This is a genomic window from Microcoleus sp. N9_B4, from assembly GCF_036701635.1.
Taxonomy (GTDB): Bacteria; Cyanobacteriota; Cyanobacteriia; order Cyanobacteriales; family Microcoleaceae; genus Microcoleus.
Genome location: NZ_JAUBRC010000036.1, coordinates 34,364 through 52,396, shown reverse-complemented (window position 1 = coordinate 52,396; position 18,033 = coordinate 34,364). Strand labels below are relative to the sequence as shown.

Below are 18,033 nucleotides of genomic sequence, written 5' to 3'. Positions count from 1 at the left end.
GGGTAAGTTTTGTTACTATCAATTTCTCAATTGTAGGGAGGAAACTCCCTTAACACATCCCCAACCCGATTGGCGTGTATACCAGGAGAGCATACGATGAAGCAGGATTCCGCTGAATATCAAACTCTTGAAGCTTCTGAGGAAAATTACTACCCAGATGCGAGTTTCCGACAGCCCGAAAGTGGAAGCGCGGATGCAGGAGAGGAAGTTGAGCCGATTTGGTTTCACACGCATTTTGAAGACAGCATGGAGATGTACGCCGATGCGGAGACGGTGGCGCAGCATTTGAACAACCACAAGACTTGGTTTTGCCAGTGCGCTTCGCCGATGAAGGCCGAGCCGATCGGGGAAAACGGCTATGATTTATTAATCGGGCGTTTTGGGGCTTTCGGCTACCGCGTTGAAGCGAGAATTGGTTTAGAGTTGCTGCCGCCTGACGCTGAAGGCTGCTATTTGATTAAGACTATTCCGGTTCCGAATTATACCTCGCCTGGGTATGAAGTGGATTTTCGATCGGCTATGAAGCTAGTGGAGATACCGTCTCAGGAGTTTGCCGCCGATTGGCCGAGCTCGGAACGTGCTAAGCTGCCGCCTGCGATTACCAGCGCTACATGGAAGCTGGATTTGGCTGTGGGAGTTTGCTTTCCCAAGTTTATTCGATCGATGTCTCAACCTTTAATAGAAAAAACCGGCGATGCGCTTTTGGAAAAAATTATCAAACAAGTTAACCGGCGCTTGACTTATAAAACTCAGCTTGTTTTTCACGAAAGTTTGGGCATTCCTTTTCCGAAAAATCCTAAGAAACATTAACAATACTTACGCTCTAAGCTGTACTGCATTTAAATTGTATGTTAAGTGCGGGATATCCTGCCCAACCCCTACTCCCCACAAGAGTAAAGATTTATTTTACTCTGCAATTTAAATGCGGATTAGCTTAACTCACATTTGTAGGGCGTGCACTGCACACCTTACTCATAAGTTAGACTTCGGCGTGAGCGCTCAGTCGCAGAATTTTAGGTTCAATTACTGCGAATAAGTTATTATCTATGGCTTGGGATCACGAGCCTACAGTTGCTTTTTTGAAACTGATATCACTGTCTCCGGGTGATCCGTGCGAGCCTTATGCCTATGTTTTTGAATCCAACACTTGCTTGAGCAGTTAATACAAATAACCAAGTTATTGCTAATAAAATTTAAGGGTAAGGTCATGATTGCATTTGACATAGAGCAATCCTTGCAGGAGTCGTAAATTTTTTACCCCACCCAAATCCTCCCCGAACCCGCTGGGAGTCCGTAAGAAATTCACAAATGATTTACGATTGCTATATGCTGATTTCTTATCACCGGAATTAGTTTTTATTATGGGTCAATTTAGCACAGGGTTGGACACAATAGTTTCAAGTCAGAACCATCAACTTCGAGAGCATTGTTATTAAAAGATTGTGCTTCTGTCATAATGCTTTCTCTCCTTATTGCCTCATGATTAAGCAGTGTAACCGACGCAGTTCAAAGCGGGTTCCGATCGCCCTCGGAAACTAGCAAGTGTCTCAGATCACAAAACCGATCGATCGCCCTCACTGCCCAAAAACCTAAAATTATGTCACCTTAAGTAAGGGGTTATAAAATAACTCTTGCCATATCCGTAGAAAGTTATGACAACGAAACTAAGAGCTACACACACAGAGAAAATGGAGAGAGACTTGCACCAGTTGAGGGCAGACCAAGAACTGATTCTCAATCAAGTAGACAATGCGATCGCTCTGTTCGACTCGTCTGATTGCTTAGTTTTGTTTAACAAAAAATTGGCGGGAATCTGGGGACTGTCCCCAGAATGGCTGGAAACAAAGCCGAAGTGCCACTTGCTGTTTGCGGAAATTGTCGATCGGGGTTACTTGTCCCTTCAGCAGTGGCAAGAGTTTCAGCAAGCACTCGAAAAATCTCAGCATGAAAGTTTATCATTTTATTTCGAGCAATCCAATGCGGTTTGTTTGGAGGTGTGCGCCACGATTACCAACAGCGGCGGACGGCTGTTTACGTTTCGAGACGTTACGGTATACCAAAACTCCCAAGCTAGCTTGAACGCAGAAGTCAGGCGGCTGAGATTTCTTTTAGGTTTAACCGAACGCCTGCAAAAATCTGACAGTTTGCAAGAAATAGGTCAGTTTGCCCTCACCTATCTAGTAGAGGCAATGAATGCAGCTTTCGGAGATGTCAAGGTGATTAACGGCAAGGGAAACGACCGGCAAGCGTCGGGGATTTGCAACCAAGTTTCTAGTCAATTTTTGGCTACTTACGGGGAACCCGTAGTCGCAGGAATGCAAGAATTGCTCGATCAAGGCATTCCCTACGGCATCGGTTTGCTGTGGGAAGTGGTGAAAACTGGTAAACCTTTGTTCGTAGAGGATTATGCCCAACATCCCAATGCCGTGCCAGAATTTCGGCATCCGGGAATTGGACAACTGGGCATTTTTCCGATCGCAGCTACCAACGGCACAATTATTGGCGTACTGACGCTGGAGTCTCGCAACGTCAAAAAACTGCAAACCGCCCTCAACCAAGAAGTGCTGGAGGCTGCTTGCCGGACTTTGGGGGCTGCGATCGAGCGGGCTCAGACACAAGAAAACCTGCGCCAAGTTAACGAACAATTAGAGTATTCTTCTCAGTTGAAATCTGAGTTTTTAGCATCAATGTCCCACGAATTGCGGACGCCTCTCAACAGCATTCTCGGCTTTTCTGACTTGCTGCTGCGACAAACGGCCGGACAGTTGAGCGATCGACAAATCAACTATGTAGAACTGATCGAAAAAAGTGGCCAGCACTTGTTGCAGCTAATCAACGATATTCTCGATCTTTCTAAAATTGAAGCCGGGAAAGTAGAACTAAACTTACAGCCTGTTCGCGTTCAAGAACTCGCGACAGACTGTCTGAAAATGATGCAGCCACGGGCAGACAAAAAGCGAATTGGTTTGTCTTTAGAACTCGACTACCGCATTACTAAAGTTTTGCTCGACGAACGGCGAGTGCGACAAATTGTAATTAATTTACTTTCCAATGCCATCAAATTTACCCCCGAACAGGGACAAGTTAAACTCAGCGGGCGTCTGGCCTACGGCAGTGAAATAGACGGCGACTACCGGCCGGATTGTTCTCCTGTGAATGCCAGCACTCCTTATTTTTGTTTTGAGGTGAAAGACTCCGGCATCGGCATTCCTCAAGACCGCTGGCACTTGTTATTTCGACCTTTTCAACAGGTGGATTCTTCCCTGACTCGGCGGCACGAAGGTACAGGTTTGGGTTTGGCTTTGACTAAGCGTTTGGCAGAATTGCACGGGGGAACTGTTTCTTTTCAATCTGTTTGCGATCGGGGAAGTCTTTTCCGCGTTTGGCTGCCTTTGACGGAGATGCGTCAACAGTTGGGAAACTTTGCTTCTTGTGCTTTGGATACCAAGTTAGTTCCTGCTTCTGCAATTGCTTTACCCATTGGCAGCAAGCGGATTTTGGTTGTCGAAGACCAGCCTTTTAACCAAATGTTAATTTCTGAGGTGATGGAATTGGAGGGGTACGGGGTAGAGATACTCGCGGATGGGAAGGCGATGGCCGATCGTATTCTCGCCGCCTCTGCAGCCCCGGAGTTGCTGCCGGATTTGATTTTGATGGACATTCAGTTGCCGGATGTTGACGGCTTTGAGTTGATGCGCCGAGTTAAAGCAGATCCTGTCTGGGATTCGGTACCGATGATTGCGGTGACGGCGATGGCGATGCCCGGCGATCGCGATCGATGTTTGGAAGCAGGCGCTTCTGGTTATTTGAGCAAGCCGCTGGATTTGAATTTGACGATCGCTACAGTCCGTTCTTTTCTTGGCTAACAATAATTATTTGCAGTTCCAGCACTGCCATTTATGATAATTGATAACAAGAAAGGTTAAACTCAATAGTAGATAAATATCTATATGACTTGCCCGCACTTGCCTCCGAAATCCGGTTCCTACCAAAAATATCGAGTTTAGTAAGGAGAAATATAGGAATCAACCAGTTTTCGAGCTTTCCCACGCGCAACTCCAGAGCTAAATTCAATATATTATATCATATTCCATGTCACACAAGTCGCCCTGCATCATGTTGGTTGATGACGAGCCAGCTAATCTGATTTTACTGGAAGAGTTATTGCTCATGAAAGGATACACCACAGTATCCGCGCTATCTGGCGATGAAGCGCTCTCCCTCGCCCGCGCCTCTCGACCTGATTTAATTTTATTAGATATTATGATGCCGGAGATGGACGGTTTTGATGTGTGCGATCGCCTGCGGAAGGATACGGCATTGCAAACTGTACCAGTGATTTTTTTGACTGCCCTCGATGACGATACCTCTCGCATCAAAGGGTTAGAAATGATGGCAGATGATTATTTGACAAAGCCTTTTAACAGTCGTTTGTTGCTGGCGAAAGTGGAAAATATTTTGCAGTTGAGTCAAATGCGATCGCAAGCTGTATCTTCCCAATTCCACCAGCAAGTCAGAGAGCAAAGCAAACGCCAAATCGCCGCAGCTTGGGAAGCCAACGAATATCTTTCAGAAAAATTTCAGCTATTTGTGCCAGAGCAACTTCTGGGACGAATTGCGCCGCAAGGAATAGAATCTATTCAGTTGGGAAATGTCACAGAAGAAGAGCTGACTGTTTTATTTTGCGACATTCGCGGGTTTACTACGATCGCCGAATCTCAACAAGCTCGCGAGACTTTTGAATGGTTGAACGCTTTTTTTACTAAAATGAACGAGTGCATAACGTCTCACGGCGGGTTTATTGACAAATACCTAGGCGATGCAATCATGGCAGTATTTGACAAGCCCAATTCTCACGCCCTGAATGCGATCGAAGCCGCAGTAGCAATGCAAGAAACTTTGCAAGAATTTAATGCCAGTCGCCACAAATATAATTTAGAATCTCCCGTCAATATTGGTACGGGAATTAACACAGGTATCGGCATGATCGGCACTTTAGGTTCCGATCGTCGCATGGACTCTACAGTCATAGGCGATGTGGTAAATACAGCTTCTCGGTTAGAAAATTTAACTAAAATATACGGCTGCCAAATTATTGTTAGCGAAAATGCCATTGTTCGTGCGAGAGAATTTTTAAATGGCATAAGTTCAAACTCCCACTCAAAAGAAAGTCTATTATTAAAGTGCGACTTAGAAGTGGAAACACAGGAGAGTATTATTTCTACTTCTGGGGCGACTGCTGCTGACAGCCATTTGCCCAGCAACAATTATTACTATCGCTGGATCGATCGAGTAACCCCGCGCGGCAAGCAGCAAGCTATTGAAATTTACGAAATCTGGGCTGCCTCCTGTGCCGACTCTGAGGCCAAGCAGCTTACCCAGGGTTTATTTGACAAAGGAATTCAAGGATGGCAATCCGAAAGATTTGTCGCAGCCTTGGGATATTTTCAGCAACTAATCGAACAAAACCCTGCTGATACAGTCGTCCGTTTTTATATAAATCGCTGCCAGGAAAAACTAGGCTTTCTACCTGCAAATAGCAGCTCGATTTAAATTTTAGGGCGGGCTATAAGCCCAACCCCTACTCCCCACAAGAGTTTAGACCTCTTGCAAAAGTCGCTAACAATCCTGCATTGCATCTACGTTGCGTCTGTGCTTTCCCTATCAATGAAAGATTTATGCAATAAGTCTACTGTAATTGGAGTTAGCATCAAACAGTCGTCAAAACTTGCTCTCTCAACTTCCCGATCAACTCATTCACCCCCCCCGCATTCAAACGGTAACTCAGAGGATGACCAATTAAATAAGCTGAACTTTCAAACAAAACATCAATTTCCACCAAACCATTTTCTCGCAAAGTTTTGCCAGTCGAAACCAAATCCACAATTGCCTCCGACATACCCGTAATCGGCCCTAATTCCACAGAACCGTAAAGCGGCACAATTTCCACCGGCAAATTCAAATTGTGAAAATATTCCCTTGCACAGTGTACGAACTTAGAAGCAACTCTACCGTGAGGAGGCAAATCCACCGTTCGTCTATAAGAACTAGATTCCTTCACCGCCACCGACAGCCGACATTTGCCAAATTTTAAATCAATTAAATTGGCAACTTTTGGCTTTTTTTCCCGCAAAACATCATAGCCAGCAATCCCCAAATCCGCTTGACCGTATTCCACATAAACCGGTACGTCGTGCGTCCTTACTAGCAAAGCTTTGGCAGTGCCGGTCGGGTCATAAATTTGAAGTTGTCGGTTAGAGGAATCGAGAAAAGCACTGAAGTCTAATCCAACCGATTTAAACAGCCGAATGCTATCTCCTAACAATCCGCCTTTGGGAAGTGCAACAGTAATCATGTCAATTTTTAGAGGGTAAATTTCTTAATTTGGGAAGGGGGAGAGCGCGGCCTAAGCATAAACAGCTTTTACCCAACTCAGAATAACACATAGAGTTCCTAGGGAAAAATAAATTTCGGGTATTGCTCGATCCTTTGTTTGGGTATATATTATATTTATTGACAACTCTCCGCCCTAGAAGGGCAGAGATTCTTGTATCATTCACTCCACTTAATAAGTACAGCTTCCTGTACTTACCAGAGATGGTTCTGTCCTCAAGCTTTCGACTCATTGCAGAGTCTTGTTCCCGTGTGCCCCACGGTACAATTCAAAACCAAAAATACTGGTTTCTCTGGTACTTGTTGCTCGAAGTTTTTACCCGCGCAAGCTTTTCTGCGCCCAAGCCCATAACTTCAGTTTTCAAGGTGCGTTGCCTTCCGGCGACTGGGTTTTTAATGTGGTTGAATACCCTAGCCACATTACAATATTATCACGACCAAGAATAAAAAGTCGTCCTAGAAAGACGGGGCTTTAGACCCAATTTTTTGGTAAAATGCTTGCAGAGGCTGGTGCAGAAAACGGGCCGATCGCCTGATCGCCATTGTGTGTCACGGCTTTGTGTATTCAACTCTAAAACTTAAAATTGCACGGGCGATCGGAAATAGCTAACAGCTACATTATGACCAAATTGACTCTGGTAATCGGCAACAAAAATTATTCCTCTTGGTCGCTGCGCGCTTGGCTGGCGATGAAACAAGCTGGACTGGAATTTTCCGAGGTGAGAATCCCCTTAGACTGGCCGACAACCCATGAAGAAATTCGGCGCTATTCTCCCTCGGGAAAAGTGCCAGTTTTAATCGACGGCGACTTGAAAGTGTGGGAATCTTTAGCAATTTGCGAATACGTTGCCGATCGCTTTGCAAATGATTTGTGGCCGACAGATGTAGCGGAACGGGCGATCGCCCGTTCCATCTGCGTCGAAATGCACGCGGGGTTCCAAAATTTGCGCGAAAATATGCCGATGGACTGCCGCAACCGCTATCCGGGAGAAGGGATGACTCCCGGTGTACAAGCAGAGATCGATCGCATCTTTACCATTTGGCGTCAATGCCGCCAAAAATTCGGAACAGGTGGCGATATGCTGTTCGGCAAATTCACAGTTGTTGACGCTATGTTTGCCCCCGTTGTCATGCGTTTTGTCACCTACGGAGTCAAATTAGATTCAGTAGCAAAAGCTTATGCGGATGCGATTTTGGCCTTGCCTGCCATCCAGGAATGGCTAGCAGCAGCTTGCAGCGAAACAGAAAGTATTCCACAAATTAAAATCTAGCCAAAATCAGTTTACTTAACCTAAAATATCAAATCTCAAGTCTCAAATATAAAATCAGGATGCGGATTCTTTTAGTTGATGATGAAGTTGAGTTAACTGACCCTTTAAGTCGAGTCTTAAGCCGCGAAGGTTATACAGTTGATGTGGCATTTGATGGACAAAGTGGCGGCAATTTAGCAATGCAGGGCAATTACGATTTGCTAATTTTGGATTGGATGCTGCCGAGACAAACCGGACTAGCAATTTGTCAGAATTTGCGATCGCAAGGACGGAATACACCAGTCCTATTTCTCACCGCCAAAGATACCGTAGACGATCGCGTACAAGGACTCGACGCCGGTGCAGACGACTATTTAGTCAAACCTTTTGAACTGCGAGAACTGCTAGCCAGAGTCCGCGCCTTGCTGCGGCGGCCTCCTACTTTTGATGCCGAGGTTGCTGTCGGGCGGCTGCAAGTTGCAGATTTACAGCTAGACTACGACAATCAATTAGCTTATCGGGGCGATCGCACAATTGATTTATCAGAAAAAGAATGTCAGTTGTTAGAATACTTCATGCGCCATCCCGGTCAATTGCTAACACACGAACAAATCCACCAGTATTTGTGGAGTGAAGCAGAAAAACCCAGCAGCAATGTATTAGCAGCTCAAATTCGCCTGCTGCGCCGCAAAATAGAAGCCGCGGGCGAATCTGTGCTAATCCACACAGTCTACGGCAGAGGCTATCGCTTTGGAGAAGCCAATTAAAAATAATAGCAATTGTAAAAAAATCCCTCTTCCCTCTTCCCTCTTCCCTCTTCCTGACATCCATTACATCCGTTACATCTTGTACAGTGCTCGTTGCCGAACTTCCCTCTTCCTGACATCCGTTACATCCGTTACATCCGTTACATCCGTTACACAATCAGTTGCCGAACTTCCCTCTTCCTGGCATCCATTACATCCGTTACATCCGTTACATAATCCGTTGCCGAACTTCCTTCTTCCTTCGGCTATATTATCTCTTATCGGGAAAGTATGCACCCTAAGCCAGCCTTTACGTATCTTGACAAACCAAAGTAATTACTGTCACCTCCGGGGGACAAAATAGCCTCCCGGGCGCATAAGTTCCCAAACCGCGATTCACGTACAGCAAATTACTCCCAACCGAATGCAAACCGCTAGCCCATTCCCAGTGAGTAACTACTCGATCCCAAGCCGACATAAAAGGAATGAACTTTCGGATTCGTTTAGGAATCAAATAGCCAATTTTTCTGACCCAAGCGTACAAAGGCCCGATACCGGGAATAACGATTTGACCGCCGTGAGTGTGCCCAGACAACTGCAAATCTATTCGCCAATTTTGCAGCTTTTCAGCAGTATCAGGATTGTGAGACAAGACAATCCGAGGGATCGCGGGATTTATTGATGCCATTACAGGTTCAGGTGCAAAATCGCCCGACCAAAAATCTGCCAACCCAACTAAAGCCAATTCTGACCCCAAAGGATAGATTGCTTCGTTGTACAAAACCCGAATCCCGACGCTATTTAAAGCATTAGCAACCTCTGTTTTTGCCCTCGGCCAATAGTGGTCGTGATTGCCCAAAACCGCGTAAATTCCCACTCGACTTTGCAAGTTTTTCAATCGCTGCACTAAGCCGTAAATAGGTGCGGGATCGTAGGTAATAAAGTCACCAGTTAAAAAAATAAGGTCGGGTTCGGCTGCATTGGCTGCTGCAATCGCCTCTTCTAGCAACCATTCCGACAGCCGCACCCCGTCATAGTGAAAGTCAGTAAGCTGTACAATTTTAGTACCGGATAGATTTGCTGGAAGATTGGCGATCGGTATTGTTAAATACTCTACTCGCAGTTTTCCAGTTAATAACCTGTGCATAAATCTAAGGTTTATTGATGACAGAGCGCCACCTCTAGCTTAGCAAATAAACAGGCAAGACTGCAAAAGTAGATATTCTTCCCTTTTCCTCCTGTCATCCGACTAATGACTAATAATTGCTGACTAATGACTACAATCCTAGATGCAAAAAGTGGGATTACCTCAAGAGAATTGAAACATAGGTTCCCAATCTTCATTTAGGATTTCTTGCAAAATTGTTGGGATTTTACGCGCCCAACTACTACAGCATTTTATAATATTATGACTCAGGTAACAAGCTGTTTAAAACGCTATCAATCCTCTTCAGAGTGGCATTCCCCGCCCCGCATCTATATTCTTTTAGCAATTGTCAAAACTGAGATTGGTGCCGCATCGCCATCGCATTGGTATACCACGGGAGGATTGGCACTGCCAAACACTATCTCATAACTAATGATTTATTACTGAGTAGGTGAAAATCAACATGGCTTGGAGGAGGCAGAGTTTTGTATTAAAAATAAACTGGTGGCTAGTATAGAGTATTGCCTTACCCACCCCTATGATATTTTATTTTTTGTCGCGTCTGCCTACTTTTTAACTAATAACTTTTGACGAAAGCCGCTTCTTCTCAATATATTGCTGGTGGTAATCCTCTGCCATATAAAATTCCCCCGCAGGTTTGATTTCGGTGGCAATATCTTTGTCGTATTTACCGGAAATTTGCAATTTTTGTTTGGATGCGCGAGCGGCTTTTTCTTGTTCGGAATTGTGATAAAAAATCACCGACCTGTACTGTTCGCCTCTGTCGGGGCCTTGGCGATTGATTTGGGTAGGATCGTGACAGTTCCAGAATACATCTAGCAGTGCTTCGTAACTCACCTGCGATCGATCGTACTCTATCAGCACAGATTCAGCGTGACCGGTGACTCTGGCGCAAACATCGAGGTAGCAAGGATTCGGCCAGTGACCTCCTGTATAGCCCGCAGCAGTTGAGACGACACCCGCAACGGCGCGAAACTTGTGTTCAACTCCCCAAAAACAACCGGCGGCAAATGTGGCTTTTTCCATCGTGTTACTCATCGTATTGGGTTCAAACTTGGCACTAAATTATGCTTGACATATTCCCATCAGTGTGCATTCCCAAACTAATCGCGGCTGTACGTAGTTTAGCAAATATTGTCGTGCTTTCTCCAAGGGCTCTAAGGGCGATCGACTAATTCCCCCTGCCAAAAATTGCTGCCAATAACAGTGTTGTAAATAATCGATTAACCACAACTGAGATTCAGTATCTAAAGTTTTATCAATTTCCTTGGCCAATTCCAAAGCCGATCGCAGATTTTGAGGCAACTGCTTCACCTTTTGCAGCAAATCATCGGGTATTGATTGCAGTTGCTGCCAAATAGCAATTGCCTCGCCAGGACTGCCCTGAGCCATCCCCAGTACCTCGGAATGCTCCAAAATCTCCGCGAATCCGGCTTGCTGCAAAACTTGTGCCATTGCTTCGGGATTCAGCCTAGAAAACTGGATTTTTTGGCAACGGGAAATCAAAGTTGGCAACAAAACTTCCACAGTCGGAGCAATTAAAACGAGGGCTGCTTTTCCCGGTTCTTCCAATGTCTTCAACAAGCCGTTAGCGGCTCCCTCACCCATTGTTTCTGCTTGTTCCAAAACTACGACTGAACGCGCAGCTTCTAGCGGCGGTCTGCTGAGAAAATCACCGATTTCTCGAACTTGTTCTAAGCGAATTTGTGGGGGTGCTTTCCGCTTTAAACCGGCTTCCTCTGCTTCCTTTGGCGTAAGCCGTTTACCTTGGTTCATGTAAGTTGGTTCTACCCAAAGTAAGTCTGGATGATTTCGCTGCTGCACGCGATTTTGCACGGAGGCTATGAGTCTGGTTTCGGGAAGATTGGCTGAGAATAACAGCTCGATGAAACACTGAGCGGCTAAACTTTTGCCGATGCCGTTAGAGCCGACAAATAAATAACCAGGAGCAATTCGGTTTCGCTCGACTGCTTGTGTTAGCAATTCTACTGCTCGCTCTTGTCCGATTAATGATGTGAAATAATTCATGTGACAGTTGACAGTTGACAGTTGACAGTTGACAGTTGACAGTTGACAGTTGACAGTTGACAGCTTGCCCGAAGAGCGCAGTCGAAGGGTTGACAGTTGACAGTATTCAGTTGACAGAAGGAAGTTATTGTAGGGTGCGTCAGGGGCACTGAATGTAATGACTACCTATTCAAGAATTTTGCCCCGCTACCCTATGGTGAGTTAGTTACAACGAAGAAACCGGGTTTTTCCTCGAACTTGAGGATTTTTAGCAAATATTTCGTAAAAAACCCGGTTTCTGGCTATCTATGTAAGCTTACTTTTCAGAATTGGTATTATTTAAATATCCCCAAGCTTCTAACCTGCTAGTTACAATAGCTTGAATTTCCTGAGCGACTTCATATTCAGGCCGATCGGCATTTATCCGGACAATTCGAGATTTATTTTCCTCGGCTAACTCCGCAAAACCTTGCTGCACAAGGCGGTGAAACTTCAAATCAGCTTGCTCGATCCGATCGCACCCTCCCCGAGCTTTTACCCTCGCCAAACCCGCCTCCACATTAATATCCAGCCACAAAGTCAGATCGCTTTCCAAGCCGCCGGTGGCAATTTCATTCAACTGCTTAATTAAATTTAACTTAAGACCGCGGCCGTAGCCCTGATAAGCGATCGTAGAGTCAGTAAAACGATCGCATAAAACAATCGTTCCCTTAGATAACTCGGGTTTGAGAAAAGTTTCGACGTGTTGAGCGCGATCGGCAGCATACATGAGTAATTCTGCTCGATCGGATACAGATTCGCCCCCATCTTGTTTCAGCAGCAAATGTCGCAGTCCCCTTCCCAGCTCAGTACCCCCCGGTTCACGAGTAGCCACCAAGCGGACTCTCAGAGAGCAACTTGCTTGCAGGAACTGTATCAACCGCTGCATTTGCGTAGTTTTACCCGCACCTTCAACCCCCTCAAACACGATAAGTTTGCCTTTCATTGCCCTAACTTTCCACCTGAATAAAATAAATCCATATTGTTCTGTGCATCTGTTCTAGGTTCGGTATGATAATAAAGTCTAAATGCCTCACGGCTGGAGTTGTCTATGGCTCGCTATACTGGTTTTTTTATCGTTGCCGTTCCGATCGACCGTCTCCGTCAATCCCTGATTGAAATTTTAGAGTCATGCAATCTTGATATTATCTACAATACAGGAGATTCCGTCATGGCTCGCGAGCTTCCCGGTCAAGTTTCCATTGCCAAACTTGTCACCGCAGAAGTCCTAATTGAGAAAAACACGGCTAGCGACTCAGAGGTTCGCATGAACTTCGTGATTAAAAACGAAGAACTGCCCCTGCAAACCAACAACCACTGCCGTCAAATGTTCGAGCTAGTGAGTCGTTCAATTATGAACAACAATAACTGGCGACTTTTGGAAAGTATGGCACTCTAGCCATCAGTCAGTCAATTTGAGGTGTGAGATTTTCGCTTGACTCTACAGATGAATCAGGGGGTTCTAACTAAGGTGGAAACTTCTTGGCTCTCGACTCCTAGTGTGAGGGGTTTGTCTCCCTCTTGGGATGAGGTCATCAGTCATTAATTTCTAACTAATGACCGATGGCCTCCGACTTTTATATGCAATCCCTAAATTTAAGCTCGAAATCCCCGGCGCAGCAGCAAAGAATTTGTAACCACGCTAACTGAACTAAACGCCATAAATGCTCCGGCCGCCGCAGGACTGAGTAGAATTCCGGTTGCAGGCAGCAAGATACCCGCGGCCACCGGAATTCCCAGAGTATTGTAACCAAAAGCCCAAAATAAATTTTGGCGAATCTTATTAAAAGTAGCGCGCCCCAGCTCGATCGACTCAACAACATCCATCAAAGCATTTCGCATCAGCACAATTTGAGCAGTTTCAACTGCGACATCAGTGCCACAGTGCAAACCGATACCGACATCAGCTTGAGCCAAAGCCGGCGCATCATTGATACCATCCCCCACCACAGCCACTTTACAGCCTTGGGCTTGCAAAGTCGCGATCGCCCTCGCCTTCCCCTCCGGCCGCACCCCGGCCAAAACATCAGCCGCCATCAAATCTAGCTGCTGCGCCGTCGCCGCCGCCGCCGACGGCGTATCCCCCGTCAGCATCATCACCCGCAATCCCATGCTCCGCAAACGTTCCACCGCAGCCTTAGCATCCGGCCTCAGAGTATCTTTTAGCCCGATTACCCCCAGCAAAACGCCCCCAGAAGCCACGTAAACCGCCGTTTTGCCTTGCAAAGACCCCGACAATTCCGTCGCCACAGCGACCCCCTGCTCCTTCATCCACTCGGCATTCCCCGCGAACACGCGCCGGCCCTCCACCAAAGCCGAAACCCCCAAGCCCGGTTCCGTGCAGAAATCCTCAGCAGCTAGCAGCGGCAAACCTTGCTGTTGAGCTTCCAGCAAAATCGCTGCAGCGATGGGATGACAAGCGCCCCTTTCCACCGCCGCCGCAATTTGCAGCAGTTTTGAGTCAATTGTGGAACAGGCATCTTGCCTGTTACCAGAAACTCCATCAATTGTGGAACAAACCTCTTGTTTGTCTCCAGAAACTCCATCAATTGTGGAACAAACATCTTGTTTGTTGCCAGAAACCCCATCAATTGTGGAACAAACATCTTGTTTGTCTCCAGAAAATCCATCAATTGTGGAACAGGCATCTTGCCTGTTGCCAACATTAATATCTGAGTTCAAATCCCACTCCGAATTCTGGAAAATCGGCAAATAATCTGTGAGTGTGAGATTTCCGGTTGTCAGAGTGCCAGTCTTGTCAAAAACCACCGTATCTAATTGATGCACCCGTTCTAAAACATCACCACCGCGAATTAAAAGCCCGCGCTCCGCCCCGATGCCAGAACCGACTAAAATTGCAGTTGGGGTAGCCAGTCCCAAAGCGCAAGGACAAGCAATGACTAAAACTGCGATCGCCAATTTCAAACTTAACAGCAAAGGCGATTGATAATGGATAATAGGCAATTCATTTCCCATATTCATTGCCCCGTGTCCCATATCCATTGCCCCGTGTCCTAGAAGCACAGAAGGCCAAATATGAGTGCCGGCCAAATACCAAAATAGGAAAGTTAAAACCGATATCCCCATTACCCCATACACAAAATATCCCGCCACAGTATCAGCTAAATTTTGAATCGGCGCTTTGCGAGTTTGGGCTGCCTGCACCAAAGCTACCATTTGAGCTACAGTTGTTTCTTTACCGGTGCGAGTTGCCCGCATCACAACTGCCCCGGATTTATTGATAGTTCCGGCGGCAACTGTATCTCCTGGTTGCTTCAAAACCGGCATTGATTCGCCAGTCAGCATCGACTCATCTATAGTTGTTTTGCCTTCGCAGACTTCACCATCTACCGGTATTTTTTCTCCTGGCAAAACTTGCAGCCATTCTCCGACTCGGACGCGATCGGCTGGAATTTCAATGTATTGTGGATCGTAGACCTCTGATGTCGAATTTAAAGGCAATTCTTCCGATCGCAAATCTAAAGTCGAGAGTTTAAAATCAACTAAGCGGGCTTTCGCAGGTTGCAATGCGATTAAAGCTTGCAAAGCAGATGCAGCGCGCCGTCTGGCTTGCTGTTCGAGAGTTTTGCCCAACAAAATAAAGCCCAGCAGCATCACCGGTTCGTCAAAAAAGCACTCCCATCCCATCCGTGGAAACAGCAGCGCCGCGTTGCTAGCGGTGTAAGCTGTAACAGCGCCTAAAGCTACCAAAGTATTCATGTTGGGTGCATTTCGCCACAAACTGCGGCACCCGTCAACAATAATCGGGCGGCCCGGTAGCAGCAAAGCTAGGGTGGCGAGTCCCCAGTGAAACCAAATATTGCTGAGAATTGGGGCTTTTGTGCCGAGTACGTGACCTAAACCGGATAGAATAATTAGGATAAGGGCGATCGTCAATTGCTTGATTTGCTGTCGAATTTCTTGCCGTCGCCGTTCGATTGTTGCCGCTTCTGCTTCCCGCTGATTTTCACCTAAACGAGACTGAGAGGGAAATCCATTATCAGTCAACTTTTTCGCTAAAGCCTCTGCATCGACAGCCCCCGGTTGACACTCAACCGTCGCGACTTCTACGGCCAAGTTAACGCAAGCTGAAATGACGCCTGAATACTGCATGAGTTGGCGTTCCACAGCTTTCGCGCAGCCGGCACATTTCATCCCGCCGACATCGAAAGTAACAAGTTCTGGCGGTGATTCTTTAACTGGTAGGATTTCTGGTTGAATTTCGGGAATTGTTTTTGGCAAAAATTGCATGGTTTTTTTGGTATTGATTAGAATATTTGGGTAGTTCTGAAAGGGTTTAATGCACTGTTTAGACAAATGTCTATATTTTTATCATAGATAAATATTGTGGCATCTTCCAAAAGTGTTAGTTTTTTTTAATTCTTATTAGTTGCAGGCGGTTAAATCCTTCGTCGGGCAGGGGTTTCAACTACTGTCGGAATGCGAGTTTAATGCTAAGACACACTTTGGGTACGGCAGTGCCGTTTCCCTATTTGATATAATGAGCCAATTGCCTAGTTAGTATCCAGCTTTTATTTCACGAATTTAGCTATGACAGAAACACCCAAATTTTATATTATCAAACGTCCTGCCGGTAATTGCGAGATTTTGCAGATCGCCCAACTCGAAGAACAAAACCCCAGTATTATTGAAAAGTGGGGCCCTTACGATTCGCCCGAAGATGCCATAGCCCGCCGCATCGGATTAATTCGCGCCGGCAAATGCCAGCCGCAATGACGGATTGCCAAAAATAGCGAAGCATTCGAGTTTAAAATCTTGGCTTTTAGCCGTAAATCTTCCCCCGAATGCTTTTTTTAACTGAAACCCTACACAGGTTTTCTATCTAGATTTAGAAGGTGCTGCACTCGGTTTTGCCTGCGCCGCAGTCGGCTTAGGTGGGGTAGCATTCGGTTTCGACTCCGCCTTATTGTTCCCTGTTTTACCAGTAACTTGCTGTGTCAAAACTTCCATAGCTTTCGCGTACTGCGGATCGGCCGTCGTAGCAATTTTATCGCGATCGCGCCTCAATTCCTGTTTTTGAGCGTCGGTGAGTTCTACCTTAAAATCCGGTTCAATCCCGGCGTGGTTGATATCAGTGCCGTTGGGAGTAAAATACTTGGCAATTGTCACCGCTAAACCGGCACCATTTCCCACGCCGCGTACTGACTGAACTAAACCTTTACCAAACGTCTTTGTTCCCACCAAAACCGCGCGTTTGTTGTCTTGCAAAGCACCGGATAGAATCTCGCTAGCACTTGCTGAACCGCCGTCTACCAGTACAACTAACGGTTTGTTTGTGAGATCTGCTTTATTTGCCGTTTGTTTATCGGCCTCGCCGACTCGATCGACCGTCGAGACGATCGTACCTTCTTTGAGCCACATCCGAGCAATTTCAATACTTCCGTACAGCAACCCGCCGGGATTGGAACGCAAGTCTAAAATATAGCCCGTCACCTTTTTCTGTTCCAAATCCTTAATTGCCGATCGCATTTCCGATGCAGCATTGGCACTAAACTGATTTAAGCGAATATAGCCGACTTCTCCGATGGGAGTTTTCTGCACCGACTTCCGCACAGGATGAATTTCAATTTTAGCGCGTTTCAGTTTAAAGTCTAATTCCTTGTTTCCCCGCAAAATAGTCAGCGTCACCTCAGTATTCACCTGACCGCGAATCAAACTTACTGCTTGATTCGTATCCATGCCTTCTGTGCTCTTGCCGTCAATCTTAGTAATGATATCTTTTGCCAGAATACCAGCACTAAAAGCAGGGGTATCTTCGATCGGCGAAATCACCACCAACTTCTTAGTTTCCTCGTCTTGAGTCAACTGAATCCCAACTCCTGTCAGTTCCCCAGAAGTGTCAACCTGCATATTTCTGAACTCTTGAGGATCCATAAACCGCGTATAAGGATCGTCCAGCTTCTTCAGCATTTCCCGAATAGCTTTGTAAGCTTCCTCGTCGCTGGTATAAGTCCGGTTCAAATAATCATTCCGCACCGCTTTCCAGTCAACCTGGTTAAAAGTGCCATCCACATAACTTTTGTCAATAATCTGCCAAACTTCATCAACTAACTCTTTAGGGCTTCCCCGAAAAGAAGCCAGAGATTTAGAACTGCAACCAGTGTTCGCAAGAGTTACGGCAGTGAGTACCACCGCTGCTGCACTTAGAACAAGCCCTCGTTTTGTTATAACCATTTGTGTGACGCGCGGGAGGAAAAGAGTTCAGAATAATTACGCTCAATCTAACACAGGCAAGGCTCGGTCGTAGTTGGCGTACATATATTATTCAACTTTGCCGAGTTCTGCGGTATCAACTTAAGAGTGAAACCCTCTGTCTTTCTCGTTTGTATCGAAGCCTAGATCCCCCTAAATCCCCCTTAAGAAGGGGGACTTAGAGCGTTATTGTCCCCCCCTTAACAAGGACTTTGAG

14 protein-coding genes are annotated in these 18,033 nt (G+C 46.1%); 7 read left to right on the top strand and 7 right to left on the bottom strand.

The features are described 5' to 3' along the window. The first annotated feature begins 96 nt into the window (after window positions 1-96). The 3 genes from QUA43_RS22040 to QUA43_RS22030 all read left to right on the top strand — a co-directional run bounded on the left by QUA43_RS22040 (window position 97) and on the right by QUA43_RS22030 (window position 5,553). A complete protein-coding gene (locus QUA43_RS22040) occupies window positions 97-810 on the top strand; it encodes a DUF1997 domain-containing protein (RefSeq protein WP_333376500.1) in 714 nt (237 codons plus the stop codon). A gap of 842 nt (window positions 811-1,652) precedes the next feature. Continuing rightward, window positions 1,653-3,866, top strand: a complete 2,214-nt coding sequence (locus tag QUA43_RS22035) for an ATP-binding protein (protein WP_333376498.1) — start codon at window positions 1,653-1,655, stop codon at window positions 3,864-3,866. Between the two features lie 226 nt (window positions 3,867-4,092). Continuing rightward, window positions 4,093-5,553, top strand: a complete 1,461-nt coding sequence (locus QUA43_RS22030) for a response regulator (protein WP_333376496.1) — start codon at window positions 4,093-4,095, stop codon at window positions 5,551-5,553. Window positions 5,554-5,710: 157 nt separating this feature from the next. On the opposite strand, the gene hisG is transcribed toward QUA43_RS22030, so the two are convergent. Continuing rightward, window positions 5,711-6,355, bottom strand: a complete 645-nt coding sequence (hisG, locus tag QUA43_RS22025) for an ATP phosphoribosyltransferase (protein WP_333076539.1) — start codon at window positions 6,353-6,355, stop codon at window positions 5,711-5,713. Between the two features lie 658 nt (window positions 6,356-7,013). On the opposite strand from hisG, the gene QUA43_RS22020 reads away from it, so the two are divergent. Next, on the top strand, window positions 7,014-7,664 hold the full coding sequence (locus tag QUA43_RS22020) for a glutathione S-transferase family protein (protein ID WP_333376494.1): 651 nt from the start codon (window positions 7,014-7,016) through the stop codon (window positions 7,662-7,664). A gap of 59 nt (window positions 7,665-7,723) precedes the next feature. Continuing rightward, window positions 7,724-8,410, top strand: coding sequence for a two-component system response regulator RppA (gene rppA / locus QUA43_RS22015; RefSeq protein ID WP_333376492.1), 687 nt, complete (start codon window positions 7,724-7,726; stop codon window positions 8,408-8,410). Window positions 8,411-8,699: 289 nt separating this feature from the next. Here the strand turns inward: rppA and QUA43_RS22010 are convergent, their stop codons facing one another. The 4 genes from QUA43_RS22010 to tmk form a co-directional block, all read right to left on the bottom strand. Then, window positions 8,700-9,536, bottom strand: coding sequence for a metallophosphoesterase (locus tag QUA43_RS22010; protein ID WP_333376490.1), 837 nt, complete (start codon window positions 9,534-9,536; stop codon window positions 8,700-8,702). 573 nt (window positions 9,537-10,109) lie between these two features. Further along, window positions 10,110-10,583, bottom strand: a complete 474-nt coding sequence (gene msrA, locus QUA43_RS22005) for a peptide-methionine (S)-S-oxide reductase MsrA (protein ID WP_333376488.1) — start codon at window positions 10,581-10,583, stop codon at window positions 10,110-10,112. A gap of 39 nt (window positions 10,584-10,622) precedes the next feature. Next, a complete protein-coding gene (locus tag QUA43_RS22000) occupies window positions 10,623-11,585 on the bottom strand; it encodes a DNA polymerase III subunit delta' (protein ID WP_333376486.1) in 963 nt (320 codons plus the stop codon). Window positions 11,586-11,880: 295 nt separating this feature from the next. Beyond that, the gene (tmk, locus tag QUA43_RS21995; protein ID WP_333376484.1) at window positions 11,881-12,549 is read right to left on the bottom strand and encodes a dTMP kinase; all 669 of its coding nucleotides are present in this window, start codon (window positions 12,547-12,549) and stop codon (window positions 11,881-11,883) included. A gap of 105 nt (window positions 12,550-12,654) precedes the next feature. Between tmk and QUA43_RS21990 the strand changes: the two genes are divergently transcribed. After that, window positions 12,655-13,002 (top strand): hypothetical protein, encoded by a 348-nt coding sequence (locus tag QUA43_RS21990; RefSeq protein ID WP_190659999.1) that lies wholly within the window; start codon window positions 12,655-12,657, stop codon window positions 13,000-13,002. A gap of 197 nt (window positions 13,003-13,199) precedes the next feature. Here the strand turns inward: QUA43_RS21990 and QUA43_RS21985 are convergent, their stop codons facing one another. Continuing rightward, window positions 13,200-15,854, bottom strand: coding sequence for a heavy metal translocating P-type ATPase (locus tag QUA43_RS21985; protein ID WP_333376482.1), 2,655 nt, complete (start codon window positions 15,852-15,854; stop codon window positions 13,200-13,202). Window positions 15,855-16,154: 300 nt separating this feature from the next. Here QUA43_RS21985 and QUA43_RS21980 point away from each other — a divergent pair, with 300 nt between their 5' ends. Then, the gene (locus QUA43_RS21980) at window positions 16,155-16,340 is read left to right on the top strand and encodes a DDE transposase family protein (protein ID WP_333376480.1); all 186 of its coding nucleotides are present in this window, start codon (window positions 16,155-16,157) and stop codon (window positions 16,338-16,340) included. 102 nt (window positions 16,341-16,442) lie between these two features. On the opposite strand, the gene ctpC is transcribed toward QUA43_RS21980, so the two are convergent. Continuing rightward, complete coding sequence (gene ctpC, locus QUA43_RS21975; protein ID WP_333376478.1) at window positions 16,443-17,798, bottom strand: carboxyl-terminal processing protease CtpC; 1,356 nt, start codon at window positions 17,796-17,798, stop codon at window positions 16,443-16,445. Window positions 17,799-18,033: the final 235 nt, after the last annotated feature.